Origin of the sequence: Streptomyces sp. NBC_01497 (assembly GCF_036250695.1) — a bacterium.
Taxonomy (GTDB): Bacteria; Actinomycetota; Actinomycetes; order Streptomycetales; family Streptomycetaceae; genus Streptomyces.
Window position 1 is genome coordinate 6,202,734 of record NZ_CP109427.1, and the last position, 14,697, is coordinate 6,217,430.

Genomic DNA, 14,697 nt, shown 5'->3' on the forward strand with positions numbered 1-14,697 from the left:
ATTTCGGTGCATGTCGTACTCGCAGGCGGAGGGACCGCCGGTCATATCGAGCCCGCGCTCGCCCTCGCGGACGCACTGCGCAGGGCCGATCCCACCACCGGGATCACCGCGCTCGGGACGGAGCGCGGTCTGGAGACCCGGCTCGTGCCCGAGCGCGGCTACGAACTGGCGCTCATTCCCGCGGTACCGCTGCCCCGCAAGCCCACGCCTGAGCTGATCACCGTGCCGGGGCGGCTGCGCGGCACCATCAAGGCCGCCGAACAGATCATGGAGCGGACCAAGGCGGACTGCGTCGTCGGCTTCGGCGGCTATGTCGCACTGCCCGGCTACCTGGCGGCCAAGCGGCTCGGCATCCCGATCGTCATCCACGAGGCCAACGCCCGGCCCGGCCTGGCCAACAAGATCGGCTCGCGCTACGCGTCGGCCGTCGCCGTCTCCACCCCCGACAGCAAGCTGCGGGGCGCGCGCTACATCGGCATCCCGCTGCGCCGCACCATCGCCATGCTCGACCGCGCACGGGTGCGGCCCGAGGCGCGGGCCGCTTTCGGCCTGGACCCCAACCTGCCGACGCTGCTGGTCTCCGGCGGCTCGCAGGGCGCGCGCCGGCTCAACGAGGTCGTCCAGCAGGCGGCGCCGGTGCTCCAGCGCTCCGGCATCCAGATCCTGCACGCCGTCGGCCCGAAGAATGAAATGCCGCATGTGGACAACATGCCGGGAATGCCGCCCTACATCCCGGTACCGTACGTGAACCGGATGGACCTCGCGTACGCCGCGGCCGACATGATGCTCTGCCGTGCGGGCGCGATGACCGTGGCGGAACTCACCGCCGTCGGGCTGCCGGCCGCCTACGTACCGCTGCCGATCGGCAACGGCGAGCAGCGGCTCAACGCCCAGCCGGTCGTCAAGGCCGGCGGCGGGCTCCTCGTCGACGACGCGGAACTGACCCCGCAGTGGGTACAGAACAACGTCCTCCCGGTACTGGCCGATCCGCACCGGCTGTACGAGATGTCCCGCGCGGCCTCCGAGTTCGGCCGCAGGGACGCCGACGACCTGCTCGTCGGCATGGTGTACGAGGCGATCGCCGCGCGCCGCCAGGCGTGAGGCGGGCCCCAGCGGGCCCAACCGAGCGAGAGGCAGGGGCACATGGCCGGACCGACCACAGCCGAGCAGGACGCACGGCAGCCGCGGTCGCAGTCCGGCCGCCCCGGCGGGGACGAGCAGGGTCCGGCCCGGCGCGTCCCCCTGCGCAGGCTGATCGTCGTACTGGCTGCGGTGGCCGTCCTGTTCGGTCTCGTCCTGTGGCTGCTGTACGGCTCCTCGTGGCTGACGCTCACCCGCGTGAAGGTCACGGGCACCGGGGTGCTGACCCCCCGGCAGGTGTCGGACGCGGCCCGGGCGCCGGTGGGCTCGCCGCTGGTGTCCCTGGACACCGGCGCTGTCGGGGCGCGGGTCGAACGGACGCTGCCGCGCGTCGATTCCGTGGACGTGTCACGGTCGTGGCCGCATACCGTCGAACTGAAAGTGGTCGAGCGAAAGCCCGTGCTGCTCATGAAGAAGGGCGCCGAGTTCACCGAAGTCGACGTCAAGGGTGTGCGTTTCGACACGGTCCACAAAGCGCCCGCCGGTGTTCCGCTGCTGGAATTGGCGATCGATCCGAAGGCGGCGTCCCCCCGTTTCCCGGTCGCCCGGCTGCTGCGCGAGGCGGCCGCGGTACGCGGGGTCCTCCCCGCCGAAGTGGCCCGTGGCACCCGCTCCCTTGAGGTGCGATCGTACGATTCCGTATCGCTGGAGCTGTCCGGCGGCCGTACGGTGATGTGGGGGAGCGGCGAGGACGGCGCGGCCAAGGCGCGTGCGCTCTCCGCTCTCCTCAAAGCCGTGCCGAAGGCGGACCATTTCGACGTAAGTGCGCCCAGCGCTCCTGCGGCGTCGGTGAGTTGACGGGCGTTTCCGCTGGCGGGGCCCCTGGTTGGCCAGCGCTATGGGTGATCACATAGGGTGAAAAGAAACACGGGAGGTTCGGCGTGTTCATTGAACGTCCGCCACTTGTCGCCTTAGTGTCCTGTTCGGAAGAGTCCAAAGAAGCCCAAGAACGGGCACACTACTAACCCTAAACTTCAACGTTAGGGTTTGGGTCGGCGATTCGGACCGTCCCATCGGCATCAGTCGTCGCGCAGTGGATTGGTCCGCGCGACGGCACGTAACCCGAGGCGAGAGGCCTTCGACGTGGCAGCACCGCAGAACTACCTCGCAGTCATCAAGGTCATCGGTGTCGGCGGCGGTGGTGTCAATGCCATCAACCGAATGATCGAGGTCGGTCTCAAGGGTGTCGAGTTCATCGCGATCAACACCGATGCGCAAGCCCTGTTGATGAGCGACGCCGACGTCAAGCTCGACGTCGGCCGCGAACTGACCCGTGGCCTCGGCGCCGGCGCCAACCCGGCGGTCGGCCGCAAGGCGGCTGAGGACCACCGGGAGGAGATCGAGGAGGTCCTCAAGGGGGCCGACATGGTCTTCGTCACGGCCGGCGAAGGTGGCGGCACCGGCACCGGCGGGGCTCCCGTCGTCGCCAACATCGCGCGCTCCCTGGGCGCCCTCACGATCGGCGTGGTCACACGCCCGTTCACCTTCGAGGGCCGCCGCCGCGCCAACCAGGCGGAGGACGGCATCGCCGAACTCCGCGAAGAGGTCGACACCCTCATCGTCATCCCCAACGACCGGCTGCTGTCCATCTCGGACCGCCAGGTCAGCGTGCTCGACGCGTTCAAGTCCGCGGACCAGGTACTGCTGTCCGGTGTCCAGGGCATCACCGATCTGATCACCACACCGGGCCTGATCAACCTGGACTTCGCGGACGTCAAGTCCGTGATGTCCGAGGCGGGCTCGGCGCTCATGGGCATCGGCTCCGCGAGGGGCGACGACCGCGCGGTGGCCGCGGCCGAGATGGCCATCTCCTCGCCGCTGCTGGAGGCGTCCATCGACGGTGCCCGCGGCGTACTGCTCTCCATCTCCGGAGGCAGCGACCTCGGCCTGTTCGAGATCAACGAGGCCGCGCAGCTGGTCAGTGAGGCCGCGCACCCGGAGGCGAACATCATCTTCGGCGCGGTCATCGACGACGCGCTGGGCGACGAGGTCAGGGTCACCGTGATCGCGGCCGGCTTCGACGGCGGTCAGCCGCCGACCCGGCGCGAGACGGTACTCGGCTCGTCGTCCGCCAAGCGCGACGAGCCGTCAGCGTCCCGTTCGCTGGACGGCGGACGCCCGTCCTCCGGCGGCCTGGGCACCGTGCCGTCCGCCGACGACTCCTCCGGGTCGCTGAAGGAGCCCGCGATCCCGGTCGCCGAGAAGCCGCTCCCGCCGGTCTCCACGCCCCACGTTCCGCCGACCCGTCCGCCGTACCAGGACAGCCAGGCCGAGGAACTGGACGTTCCGGACTTCCTGAAGTGATACGGGAATCCCTCGCGATCACGGGCGGCGCCCACTTCGCCTTCACCGACCGGTGGGGCGGGGTGAGCGCCGCTCCGTACGAGGAGCTCAACCTGGGCGGGGCGGTGGGGGACGATCCCACCGCGGTCCTCGCCAACCGGAAGCGGGCCGCCGCCTCGCTGGGCGTCGACCCGGCCAGGGTGGTCTGGATGAACCAGGTGCACGGACGCGACGTCGCCGCCGTGTCGGGACCCTGGGAAGCGGACGCTGACATTCCGTCGGTGGACGCCCTGGTCACCTCGGAACGCGGACTGGCGCTCGCCGTGCTGACCGCGGACTGCGTGCCCGTCCTGCTCGCCGACCCGGTCGCGGGAGTGGCCGCGGCGGCCCACGCGGGCCGGCCCGGTCTCGTCGCCGAGGTCGTGCCCGCCGCGGTGGCGGCGATGACGGAGCGCGGCGCCGATCCCGCCCGCATCACCGCGTACACCGGACCCGCCGTCTGCGGCCGGTGCTACGAAGTGCCCGAGGCGATGCGCGCCGATGTCGCCGCCGTCGTGCCCGAGGCCCACGCGGAGACGAGTTGGGGCACCCCCTCCGTCGACGTCGCCGCCGGGGTGCACGCGCAACTCGCCCGACTCGGCGTACGTGACCTGCGGCGTTCGCCCATCTGTACGCGCGAGTCGGCGGATCACTTCTCCTACCGCCGCGACCGCACCACCGGTCGGCTCGCCGGCTATGTCTGGCTGGGCTGAGCACATGAGCGACCGCAAGGCCGAACTCTCGCGCAACCTCGCCGCTGTTCACGAACGCATCGGCGCCGCGTGCGCGGCCGCGGGGCGGGACGCCGACGAGGTGACGCTGATCGTGGTCACCAAGACCTACCCGGCCGAGGACGTCCGCGCGTTGTACGAACTCGGAGTCCGCCACGTGGCGGAGAACCGGGACCAGGACGCCGCCCCCAAGGCGGCCGCCTGCGCGGATCTGTCGCTGAACTGGCACTTCGTGGGACAGTTGCAGACGAACAAGGCCAGATCCGTGCTGGGTTACGCCGACGAGGTCCAGTCGGTCGACCGGCCGCGGCTCGTGTCCGCGCTCTCCGCGGCCGCGGTCCGCCGGGAGCGCGAGGTCGGGTGTCTCATCCAGGTCGCGTTGGACGCGGAGTCCGGCGCACGCGGAGAGAGGGGCGGTGTCGCGCCTGACGGAGTCGAGGAGTTGGCCACCGCGGTGGCCGGTGCCGAAGGACTGCGGCTCGACGGAGTGATGACCGTCGCCCCGCTGGCCGGCCCGTTCGCGGGACGGCAACACGCGGCGTTCGAGCGGCTGATGGAAATCTCATCCCGCCTGCGGGCGGACCATCCGGCTGCGAACATGGTATCGGCAGGGATGAGCTCGGACCTCGAAGAGGCCGTGCGGGCGGGTGCGACACATGTACGCGTCGGTACGGCGGTCCTCGGAGTCCGACCCCGGCTCGGGTAACGTCGCGAACTAAGTCGGACCAGAGTAGAAAATATGGTCATTTCCGCCGCAAGGCGGGCAGGCCGAGTGGATCGCGGGCACTTGGTGACGAGGATCCACCACAGAGCGGAGGAACCGGAGCATGGCCGGCGCGATGCGCAAGATGGCGGTGTACCTCGGCCTCGTGGAGGACGATGGGTACGACGGCAGGGGCTTCGACCCCGACGACGACTTCGAACCCGAGCCGGAGCCCGAACGGGAGCACCGGCGTCAGCCCGTGCACCAGTTGGAGCGCGAGGAACCCGTGCGGGTGCCAGGGCCGCCCCCGCAGCGTGAGCGGGAGCGCGAGCCGGTGTCACTGGCGGCGGAAAGTGGGCGACCGGCACGAATCGCCCCCGTGGCATCCATCACACCTGAACGTCCCAGTCTGGAGAAGAACGCACCGGTGATCATGCCCAAGGTCGTGTCGGAGCGGGAGCCCTACCGCATCACCACGCTGCACCCGCGGACCTACAACGAGGCCCGTACCATCGGGGAACACTTCCGTGAAGGCACCCCGGTGATCATGAACTTGACCGAGATGGACGACACCGACGCGAAGCGACTTGTCGACTTTGCCGCTGGTTTGGTCTTCGGTCTGCATGGCAGCATTGAACGTGTGACCCAGAAGGTGTTCCTGCTGTCTCCTGCTAACGTCGATGTCACGGCGGAGGACAAGGCCCGTATCGCAGAGGGCGGGTTCTTCAACCAGAGCTGAGAAACACGACACCGGGTACGACACCGGCCTTCCGGCCGGACCGAGTGAGCCAGGGGAGAGGGAAGCGCGGGATGGGCGTTGCGCTGCAGGTGATCTACATCGCTCTGATGTGCTTCCTGATCGTGCTGATCTTCCGGTTGGTCATGGACTACGTCTTCCAGTTCGCACGTTCATGGCAACCCGGGAAGGCGATGGTGGTCGTACTTGAGGCCACCTACACTGTCACCGATCCACCGCTCAAGCTTCTGCGGCGGTTCATCCCGCCGCTGCGTCTCGGGGGCGTGGCACTCGACCTGTCCTTCTTCGTTCTGATGATCATCGTTTACATTCTGATTTCCGTCGTAGGCGGGTTCGCGGGATGAGTGTGGACGATACGGTCTTGCCGACTGCCGACGACTACGTAGAGGTGAAGAAGAGATGCCGTTGACCCCCGAGGACGTGCGGAACAAGCAGTTCACAACCGTCCGCCTCCGAGAAGGCTATGACGAGGACGAAGTCGATGCCTTTCTCGACGAGGTCGAGGCCGAACTGACTCGCCTGCTCCGCGAGAACGAGGACCTGCGGGCCAAGCTGGCCGCCGCTACGCGTGCGGCCGCGCAGAACCAGCAGCAGCAGAGCATGCGCAAGGCTCCCGAACCGCAGGACCGACAGGGACCCGGCGGCCCGCAGGGCCCGGGCGGACCCGGCGGTCCTGTCCCCGCGGCCATATCCGGACCCCCCGTGCAGCAGGGCCCCCCGCAGATGGGTCCGCCCCAGCTGCCCGCGGGTCCGAGCGCGCACGGCCAGCAGGGTCCCGGCGGTCCGCAGGGGCACGGCCCCCAGGGCCAGCACGGCCCCGGCCCGATGCAGGGTGGTCCTGGTATGCAGGGCGGTCCGATGCAGGGTGGTCCCGGTATGCAGGGTGGCCCGATGCAGGGTGGTCCCGGTATGCAGGGCGGTCCGATGCAGGGTGGTCCCGGTATGCAGGGCGGCCCGATGCAGGGCGGTCCCGGCATGCAGGGCGGCCCGATGCAGGGTGGTCCCGGTATGCAGGGTGGCCCCGGCCAGATGCAGCAGCAGATGGGCGGCCCCATGGGCGGCCCGGGACAGATGCAGCAGCAGATGGGCGGCCCCGGTCCGATGGGTGGCCCCATGGGCCACGGCCCGCAGCTCGGCCAGCCCGGCGGTCCCGGCGGCGACAGTGCCGCACGTGTCCTCTCCCTCGCCCAGCAGACCGCCGACCAGGCGATCGCCGAAGCGCGGTCCGAGGCCAACAAGATCGTCGGTGAGGCACGCAGCCGCGCCGAGGGTCTGGAGCGGGACGCCCGCGCCAAGGCCGACGCACTGGAGCGGGACGCCCAGGAGAAGCACCGCGTCGCGATGGGTTCCCTGGAGTCCGCACGGGCCACGCTGGAGCGCAAGGTCGAGGACCTGCGCGGGTTCGAGCGTGAGTACCGCACCCGCCTGAAGTCCTACCTGGAGAGCCAGCTGCGCCAGCTGGAGACCCAGGCCGACGACTCGCTCGCGCCGCCGAGGGCACCTTCGTCCGCGCCCTCGCTGCCGCCGTCGCCCTCGATGGCGTCGGCCGGTGCGGGATCGCTCGGGCACACGATGGGTAGCGGCGCGCAGTCCATGGGCGGCCACGGAGGTCCCTCGTCCGGTCCGTCCTACGGCGGTCAGCAGCAGATGTCTCCCGCGATGACGCAGCCGATGGCACCGGTCAGGCCCCAGGCCCCGCAGCCGATGCAGCAGGCCCCGTCGCCGATGCGCGGCTTCCTCATCGACGAGGACGACAACTGAGGCCGGGACGCGCGCACCGCGCGTGATCTGAACTGTTCGGCCGTCGGCAGGCCGCGCACAAGGGCCGGGCCCGAGTCTTCACGGACTCGGGCCCGGCCCTTTCGCGCGTCGGACGCGGCGCGGTGAGCGCCGGCCCCCGCCCACTCACGCCACGGTGAGAGGGGAGCGCCCCCGCCCGGACGACGCGGCCCCGGACCCCGGGGCGCATTCCAGGGGTCCGGGGCCGCGCCGGGCCTTCCGCTACGCCTTGCGCAGGTGGAACGTGAGATGCAGGCCGTCGTCGGTGAACGCCTCGCCGTACGCCCCGTCCGGCTCGCCCTCGGCGAACTCCGGGGCGAGGACCTCCTCGGAGATCAGCCCGGAGTGCCGCGTCAGTGCCTCCGTGACCTCGTCGGACCCCGACCGCCAGCGCAGCGCGATCCGGTCCGCGACATCGAGGCCGCTGTTCTTGCGCGCTTCCTGGATCATCCGGATCGCGTCGCGGGCCAGGCCCGCGAGCCGCAGGTCCGCGGTGATCTCCAGGTCGAGCGCGACGGTCGCACCCGCGTCGGACGCGACGGACCACCCCTCGCGCGGGGTCTCCGTGATGATCACCTCGTCCGGCGCGAGCGCGACGCTCTCGCCGTCCACGTCCACCGCCGCGGTGCCCTCGCGCAGCGCGCGCGACAGGTCCGCCGCGTCCGCCGCCGCGACGGCCTTCGCCACGTCCTGGACCCGCTTGCCGAACCGCTTGCCGAGCGCCCGGAAGTTCGCCTTCGCCGTCGTGTCCACCAGCGAGCCGCCCACCTCGGACAGCGTCGCGAGCGACGACACGTTCAGCTCGTCGGTGATCTGCTCCCGCAGACCGGCCGGCAGCGAGTCGAACCCGGCCGCCGCGATCAGTGCCCGCGACAGCGGCTGCCGGGTCTTCACACCCGACTCCGCGCGCGTGGCCCGCCCGAGCTCCACCAGCCGCCGTACGAGCACCATCTGCCGGGACAGTTCCGGGTCGATCGCCGCCAGGTCGGCCTCCGGCCAGCTCGCCAGGTGCACCGACTCCGGCGCGTCCGGCGTCACCGGGGCGATCATGTCCTGCCACACCCGCTCGGTGATGAACGGCGTCAGCGGCGCCATCAGCCGCGTCACCGTCTCCAGCACCTCATGCAGCGTGCGCAGCGCCGCCTTGTCCGCCGCCCAGAAGCGGCGGCGCGAGCGGCGCACGTACCAGTTCGACAGGTCGTCCACGAACGCGGACAGCAGCTTGCCGGTGCGCTGCGTGTCGTACGCCTCCATCGCCCGGGTCGTCTGGTCGACCAGCGCCTGCGTCTCGCTCAGCAGCCAGCGGTCCAGCAGCGGCCGGTCGGCGGGCGCCGGGTCGGCCACGGACGGCGCCCAGCCGGAGGTGCGGGCGTAGAGCGCCTGGAAGGCCACGGTGTTCCAGTACGTCAGCAGCGTCTTGCGGACGACTTCCTGGATGGTGTTGTGGCCGACACGGCGCGCGGCCCACGGCGAGCCGCCCGCCGCCATGAACCAGCGGACCGCGTCCGCGCCGTGCTGGTCCATCAGCGGGATCGGCTCCAGGATGTTGCCCAGGTGCTTGGACATCTTCCTGCCGTCCTCGGCGAGGATGTGGCCGAGGCACACCACGTTCTCGTAACTGGACTCGTCGAAGACGAGCGTGCCGATGGCCATCAGCGTGTAGAACCACCCGCGTGTCTGGTCGATCGCCTCGCTGATGAACTGCGCCGGATAGCGCCGCTCGAAGAGCTCCTTGTTCTTGTGCGGGTAGCCGTACTGCGCGAACGGCATCGAGCCCGAGTCGTACCAGGCGTCGATCACCTCGTCCACGCGCGTCGCGCTCTCGCCGCACTCGGGGCACGCGAAGGTGACGTCGTCGATGAACGGGCGGTGCGGGTCGAGTTCCGACTGGTCGCTTCCGGTCAGCGTGGTCAGCTCCGCACGGGAGCCGACGCACGTCAGGTGCGACTCCTCGCCGGCGCAGCGCCAGATCGGCAGGGGGGTGCCCCAGTAGCGCTTGCGGGACAGCGCCCAGTCGACGTTGTTGTTGAGCCAGTCCCCGTACCGCCCGTGCTTGACAGAGTCGGGGAACCAGTTCGTCTTCTCGTTCTCCTCCAGGAGGCGGTCCTTCACGGCCGTCGTACGGATGTACCAGGACGGCTGCGCGTAGTACAGCAGCGCGGTGTGGCAGCGCCAGCAGTGCGGGTAGCTGTGCTCGTAGGGCACGTGGCGGAAGAGGAGGCCGCGGGTGCGCAGGTCCTCAGTGAGCGCCTCGTCCGCCTTCTTGAAGAAGACGCCGCCGACCAGCGGGACATCCGCCTCGAAGGTCCCGTCGGAACGCACCGGGTTCACCATCGGCAGCCCGTACGCGCGGCAGACCTCCAGGTCCTCCTCACCGAAGGCGGGGGACTGGTGGACGAGGCCCGTACCGTCCTCGGTCGTCACGTACGTGGCGTTGACGACGTAGTGCGCGTCGGTGTCCGTGGGGAAGGGGATCAGCGAGAAGGGACGCTCGTACGTCCACCGCTCCATCTCCTTGCCGGTGAACGAGTCCCCGGTGAGCTCGAATCCTCCCCCGGGGCTCTCCTGGCCGGCGGCCGCCCCCACGCCCAGCGCCTGCGCCGCCAGCGGCTCGGCGACCACCAGCTTCTCCCGGCCGTCACTGGCCACGACGTAGCGGACGTCCGGGTGGGCCGCCACCGCCGTGTTCGACACCAGCGTCCACGGCGTCGTCGTCCAGACCAGTAGCGACGCCTCGCCCGCGAGGGGGCCGGACGTCAGCGGGAAGCGCACGTAGACGGACGGGTCGACGATCGTCTCGTAGCCCTGCGCCAGCTCGTGGTCGGACAGGCCCGTCTCGTCCCGGGGGCACCAGGGGGCGACGCGGTAGTCCTGCACCAGCAGGCCCTTGTCGAAGATCTGCTTCAGCGACCACCAGACGGAGTCGACGTACTCGGGACTCATCGTCCAGTACGCGTTGTCCGTGTCCAGCCAGTAGCCCATGCGGTTGGTGAGCTCGGTGAACGCGTCCGTGTGCCGCGTCACGGACGCACGGCACCTGTCGTTGAACGCCGCGATGCCGTACGCCTCGATGTCCTTCTTGCCCTCGAAGCCGAGCTCCTTCTCGACGGCCAGCTCGACCGGCAGGCCGTGGCAGTCCCAGCCCGCCTTGCGCGGCACGTGGTAGCCGCGCATGGTGCGGTAGCGGGGGAACACGTCCTTGAAGACGCGGGCCTCGATGTGGTGCGCGCCCGGCATGCCGTTCGCGGTGGGCGGGCCCTCGTTGAACACCCACTCGGGGCGTCCCTCCGTCTGCTCCATGCTCTTGGCGAAGATCCTGGACTCGCGCCAGAAGTCGAGCACGGCGTGTTCGAGGGCGGGCAGGTCGACCTGGGCCGGTACCTGGCGGTACTGCGGCTCGGCCGGCGACGGCGGGGTCACTGATGTCATCGGGCGCTTCCTCCGGCGGGACTGCGGCATCTCCGTCCGGAGGGACGAGAGCACGTGCTCCCGCGGTACCACCCTCCTTGGCACCGGGCGCAGCGCACCCGAGGCCCCCTCATTGGGGTCGCGCTGCCGGGTCTACTCGCCCACCGCCGCGGCGGGCTTTCTTCCGGCGGCTCCGGGGTGATGCTTCGCACCGCGCCTGCCCCCGGGCTCTCACCGTCCCCGGGTCGCTCCTGGCCGCTCTCGGGCTACTCGTCCCCATCCACGCCTGTCGCTCGTCCAGTGTACGGGGCGGGGCGGGGTCCGCCGTACCGGTTTGCGGCGGCCGTGCAGGCCATGCGCGATGGTGCCGTACGCGGGCCCGGATGACCCGGATGGCCATGAGGGCCGGACGGGTTCCGGCGGGCCCGGGTGGTGGCGCGAGGCCGGATTACCGGTCGTACTGCTGGGCACAACGGATGCGGACGGGCCGGGGGAGGGAACAAAGGAGCGGCGTGCCCCGTTGCCGCGAAGCTGATGTCGATTTATCGTCCCAACACGATTTGCGGGCGAAATCACGCGATGTGAAGGGGCCGCGGCCATGGTGGCGAAAAGGACGACCAGGGCGGACTCCGCGGCGGCCGATCGCACGTCGTCCCCGGCGCGGTCCGGGCCGGAGGCGGCGGGCGAGGCCGGCCGGCCGCGGGAAGCGGACGGGGCGTCCGGTCGGGCGCCGGAGAAGGCCGCACCGGAGAAGACCACGAAGGCCGCGGCGAGGAAGACCACGACGACCGCGCCGAAGAAGGCCACGAAGGCCGCGGCCAAGAAGACCGCAGCGAAGAAGGCCACGAAGCCCGCGGCGAAGAAGACCGGGGCCGAGAGGACCTCGAAGAAGACCGTCAAGAAGGCCGCCGGGAAACAGGCGGGGGACACGACGAAGGGCCGGCACGCCGAACGGCGGGCCGGCCCCGGGCCGGCGGGGGAGCCCCGGGCGGGCCGGCCGGCGGCGAAGGACGCCGCCGGCGCGGATCAGGACACGGCGGCGGGTGCCGCCGCGGGGGGACGGGCCGGGCGTGAGTCCGGCGCGGACAGGGCCGCGGACGCGGCCGTCGACAAGACAGGAGCCCATACGGTGGCAGCGAAGAAGACCGCGGGCGGCCGTGGCGGCACGGCCGGACCGGACGAACAGACGGCCGTCGCGGTGAGCCCGGCTCCCGTCGTCGCGACCGTGGCGCCGGGGGAGCTCCCGGTCCGGCCGGGCGAGGACCCGTGGACCGAGGAGGAGGTCACCCAGGCGCGTACGGGCCTGGAGGACGAGGCCGAGCGGCTCACCGACGAGATCACCTCGTCCGAGCGCGCCCTCGTGGGCCTGATGCGGGACTCCGCGGACGGCGCGGGCGACGACGAGGCCGACACCGGCACGAAGAACATCACCCGCGAGCACGAGATGGCTCTCGCGGGCAACGCGCGCGAGATGCTCGAACAGACCCAGCGGGCCCTGCAGCGTCTCGACGCGGGCACGTACGGCCTGTGCGAGGTGTGCGGCAAGCCGATCGGCAAGGCACGCATGCAGGCGTTCCCGCGGGCCACGCTGTGCGTGGAGGACAAGCAGAAACAGGAGCGGCGGGCCTGACTGCGCCTCCCCGCCGGCGGGGCCGTGTCGTACCCTCGTCATCACACAGGCACCAGCAGGGCCCACGAGGGACCCGGCGGGTTCGGAGCTAGCTGGCCGAGGGACTCACGTGGCAGAGGCGGAGCGCATCATCGGTACGCCGGAGGCAGACGACGAGGCCGCCGTTCCCGCCGAGCGGACCCGGGGCAGACGCCGGGTCCTCGCGCTGTTCACGGTCGCCCTCGTGGCGTACCTCCTGGATCTCGGCAGCAAACTGCTCGTCGTTGCCAGGCTCGAATACCACGAGCCGGTGAAGATCCTCGGGAACGCCCTCGAACTGACCGTGATCAGGAACCCGGGCGCCGCCTTCGGCGTCGGCACGGCCTACACGGTGATCTTCACGATCATCGCGGCCGCCGTCATCGTGGTGATCGCGCGGCTCGCCCGCAAGCTCTACAGCCTGCCCTGGGCCATCGCGCTCGGCCTGCTGCTGGGCGGCGCCCTGGGCAATCTCACGGACCGGATCTTCCGTTCCCCGGGCCTTTTCGAGGGCGCTGTGGTGGACTTCATCGCCCCCGCGCACTTCGCGGTCTTCAACCTGGCGGACTCGGCCATCACCTGCGGTGGCATCCTTGTGGTGCTGCTGTCGTTCCGCGGACTCGACCCGGACGGGACGCTCCACCGGAACTGACACGGCCCAGGAAACCTTCACCACGGGACGGCCATCATTCCGGACATCAGAACACTCCCTGTACCCGACGGTCTTGAGGGCGAGCGCGTAGACGCCGCCCTCGCGCGCGTGTTCGGGTTCAGTCGTACGAAGGCGGCAGAGCTGGCCGCGCAGGGCAAGGTACAGGTCGACGGCGCCCTGGTGGGCAAGTCGGACCGGGTCACCGCCGGCGCCTGGCTGGAGGTGGAGATGCCGGGCGCGGCGGCGCCCGTGCAGATCATCGCCGAGCCCGTCGAGGGCATGGAGATCATCCACGACGACGAGGACATCGTGGTGATCGTCAAGCCGGTCGGCGTCGCCGCGCACCCCAGCCCCGGCTGGCGCGGCACCACGGTGATCGGCGGACTCGCCGCGGCCGGCTACCGCATCTCGACCTCGGGTGCCGCCGAGCGCCAGGGCATCGTGCACCGGCTCGACGTCGGCACGTCCGGCCTGATGGTCGTGGCGAAGTCGGAGCGCGCGTACACCCAGCTGAAGCGGCAGTTCAAGGAACGCACGGTCGACAAGCGCTACCACGCGCTGGTCCAGGGCCTGCCCGACCCGATGAGCGGCACGATCGACGCGCCCGTCGGCAGGCACCCCACGGCCGACTACAAGTGGGCGGTCACGATGGACGGCAAGCCGTCCGTGACGCACTACGACCTGATGGAGGCGTTCCGCGCCGCGTCCCTGCTGACGATCAAGCTGGAGACCGGACGTACGCACCAGATCCGGGTGCACATGTCGGCCCACCGCCACCCGTGTGTGGGCGACCTCACCTACGGCGCGGACCCGACGCTCGCCAAGCGCCTCGGACTGACCCGCCAGTGGCTGCACGCCGTGAGCCTCGGCTTCGAGCACCCCTCCGACGGGCGGTGGGTCGAGTTCTCCAGCGAGTACCCCGCGGACCTCCAGGAGGCCCTCGACGCGGTGCGTGCGGAGAGCAACGCATGAGCGGCGCCCATCCGGCCCCCGTCGTACGGGTCGCCGTGGACTTCGCCGACCTGGAGTCGTGCTTCGCGGTGCGCAAGGAGGTCTTCGTCGGCGAGCAGGGCCTGTCCGTCGACATCGACCGCGACGGCCGTGACGGCGACGCCCTCCAGGTCCTGGCGACGGCGGCGGACGGCACCCCGCTCGGCACCGGGAGGCTGCTGCACGGCCCCGGCGCGTCCGATGTGACCGGCGGCGATCCGCGGGTGGGTGCGCTGGGCCGGCTCGCCGTCGTCCGGTCCGCCCGCGGCACGGGGGTCGGTGCGGCGCTGGTGCGCGGCATCGAGGAGGCCGCGCGGGCGGCCGGGCTCGCCGTGGTGGATCTGCACGCGCAGACCCACGCGCTGGGTTTTTACGCGCGGCTCGGGTACGAGGCGTACGGCGACGAGTTCCTGGACGCCGGCCTCCCGCACCGGTCGATGCGCCGCGGCCTGTGACACGACGGATGCGACACGACGCCCATGACACGACCCCTGCCCTGGGCGCGTGTCAGGGCGCGGGTCGCGCCGCGCACGTGTACGGGTACGTGTACGTGTACGTGACGGAGGT

The 14,697-nt window shown here is 70.9% G+C and carries 13 protein-coding genes; 12 read left to right on the forward strand and 1 reads right to left on the reverse strand.

Annotated features, from left to right (window positions below):
* Window positions 1–6 precede the first annotated feature (6 nt).
* The 8 genes from murG (at window position 7) to OG310_RS26190 (ending at window position 7,414) form a co-directional block, all read left to right on the forward strand.
* A complete protein-coding gene (gene murG / locus OG310_RS26155; protein WP_329458306.1) occupies window positions 7–1,101 on the forward strand; it encodes an undecaprenyldiphospho-muramoylpentapeptide beta-N-acetylglucosaminyltransferase in 1,095 nt (364 codons plus the stop codon).
* A gap of 42 nt (window positions 1,102–1,143) precedes the next feature.
* Window positions 1,144–1,938, forward strand: a complete 795-nt coding sequence (locus OG310_RS26160) for a cell division protein FtsQ/DivIB (protein ID WP_329458307.1) — start codon at window positions 1,144–1,146, stop codon at window positions 1,936–1,938.
* A gap of 285 nt (window positions 1,939–2,223) precedes the next feature.
* Window positions 2,224–3,444, forward strand: a complete 1,221-nt coding sequence (ftsZ, locus tag OG310_RS26165) for a cell division protein FtsZ (protein WP_329458308.1) — start codon at window positions 2,224–2,226, stop codon at window positions 3,442–3,444.
* Window positions 3,444–4,175 (forward strand): peptidoglycan editing factor PgeF, encoded by a 732-nt coding sequence (gene pgeF / locus OG310_RS26170; protein ID WP_443078899.1) that lies wholly within the window; start codon window positions 3,444–3,446, stop codon window positions 4,173–4,175. The genes ftsZ and pgeF overlap by 1 nt, the downstream gene beginning before the upstream one ends.
* 4 nt (window positions 4,176–4,179) lie before the next feature.
* Window positions 4,180–4,899 carry a YggS family pyridoxal phosphate-dependent enzyme gene (locus OG310_RS26175; protein WP_329458310.1) on the forward strand — a complete coding sequence of 240 codons (720 nt, stop codon included), beginning with the start codon at window positions 4,180–4,182 and terminating at the stop codon, window positions 4,897–4,899.
* Between the two features lie 121 nt (window positions 4,900–5,020).
* Complete coding sequence (locus OG310_RS26180; RefSeq protein WP_329458311.1) at window positions 5,021–5,635, forward strand: cell division protein SepF; 615 nt, start codon at window positions 5,021–5,023, stop codon at window positions 5,633–5,635.
* A 71-nt stretch (window positions 5,636–5,706) separates the two neighbouring features.
* Window positions 5,707–5,997, forward strand: a complete 291-nt coding sequence (locus OG310_RS26185) for a YggT family protein (RefSeq protein WP_329458312.1) — start codon at window positions 5,707–5,709, stop codon at window positions 5,995–5,997.
* 55 nt (window positions 5,998–6,052) lie between these two features.
* Window positions 6,053–7,414, forward strand: a complete 1,362-nt coding sequence (locus OG310_RS26190; protein ID WP_329458313.1) for a DivIVA domain-containing protein — start codon at window positions 6,053–6,055, stop codon at window positions 7,412–7,414.
* Window positions 7,415–7,654: 240 nt separating this feature from the next.
* Here OG310_RS26190 and ileS read toward each other — a convergent pair whose 3' ends face one another.
* Window positions 7,655–10,861 (reverse strand): isoleucine--tRNA ligase, encoded by a 3,207-nt coding sequence (ileS, locus tag OG310_RS26195; RefSeq protein WP_329458314.1) that lies wholly within the window; start codon window positions 10,859–10,861, stop codon window positions 7,655–7,657.
* A 577-nt stretch (window positions 10,862–11,438) separates the two neighbouring features.
* Between ileS and OG310_RS26200 the strand changes: the two genes are divergently transcribed.
* From OG310_RS26200 to OG310_RS26215, 4 genes are all read left to right on the forward strand, one after another.
* The gene (locus OG310_RS26200; protein WP_329458315.1) at window positions 11,439–12,470 is read left to right on the forward strand and encodes a TraR/DksA family transcriptional regulator; all 1,032 of its coding nucleotides are present in this window, start codon (window positions 11,439–11,441) and stop codon (window positions 12,468–12,470) included.
* A gap of 109 nt (window positions 12,471–12,579) precedes the next feature.
* Window positions 12,580–13,140 carry a signal peptidase II gene (gene lspA, locus OG310_RS26205; protein ID WP_329458316.1) on the forward strand — a complete coding sequence of 187 codons (561 nt, stop codon included), beginning with the start codon at window positions 12,580–12,582 and terminating at the stop codon, window positions 13,138–13,140.
* Between the two features lie 33 nt (window positions 13,141–13,173).
* Entirely contained in the window at window positions 13,174–14,112 is a 939-nt protein-coding gene (locus OG310_RS26210; protein ID WP_329460390.1) for an RluA family pseudouridine synthase, read from the forward strand.
* Window positions 14,109–14,585, forward strand: a complete 477-nt coding sequence (locus OG310_RS26215; protein ID WP_329458317.1) for a GNAT family N-acetyltransferase — start codon at window positions 14,109–14,111, stop codon at window positions 14,583–14,585. Before OG310_RS26210 ends, OG310_RS26215 begins: the two co-directional genes overlap by 4 nt.
* Window positions 14,586–14,697: the final 112 nt, after the last annotated feature.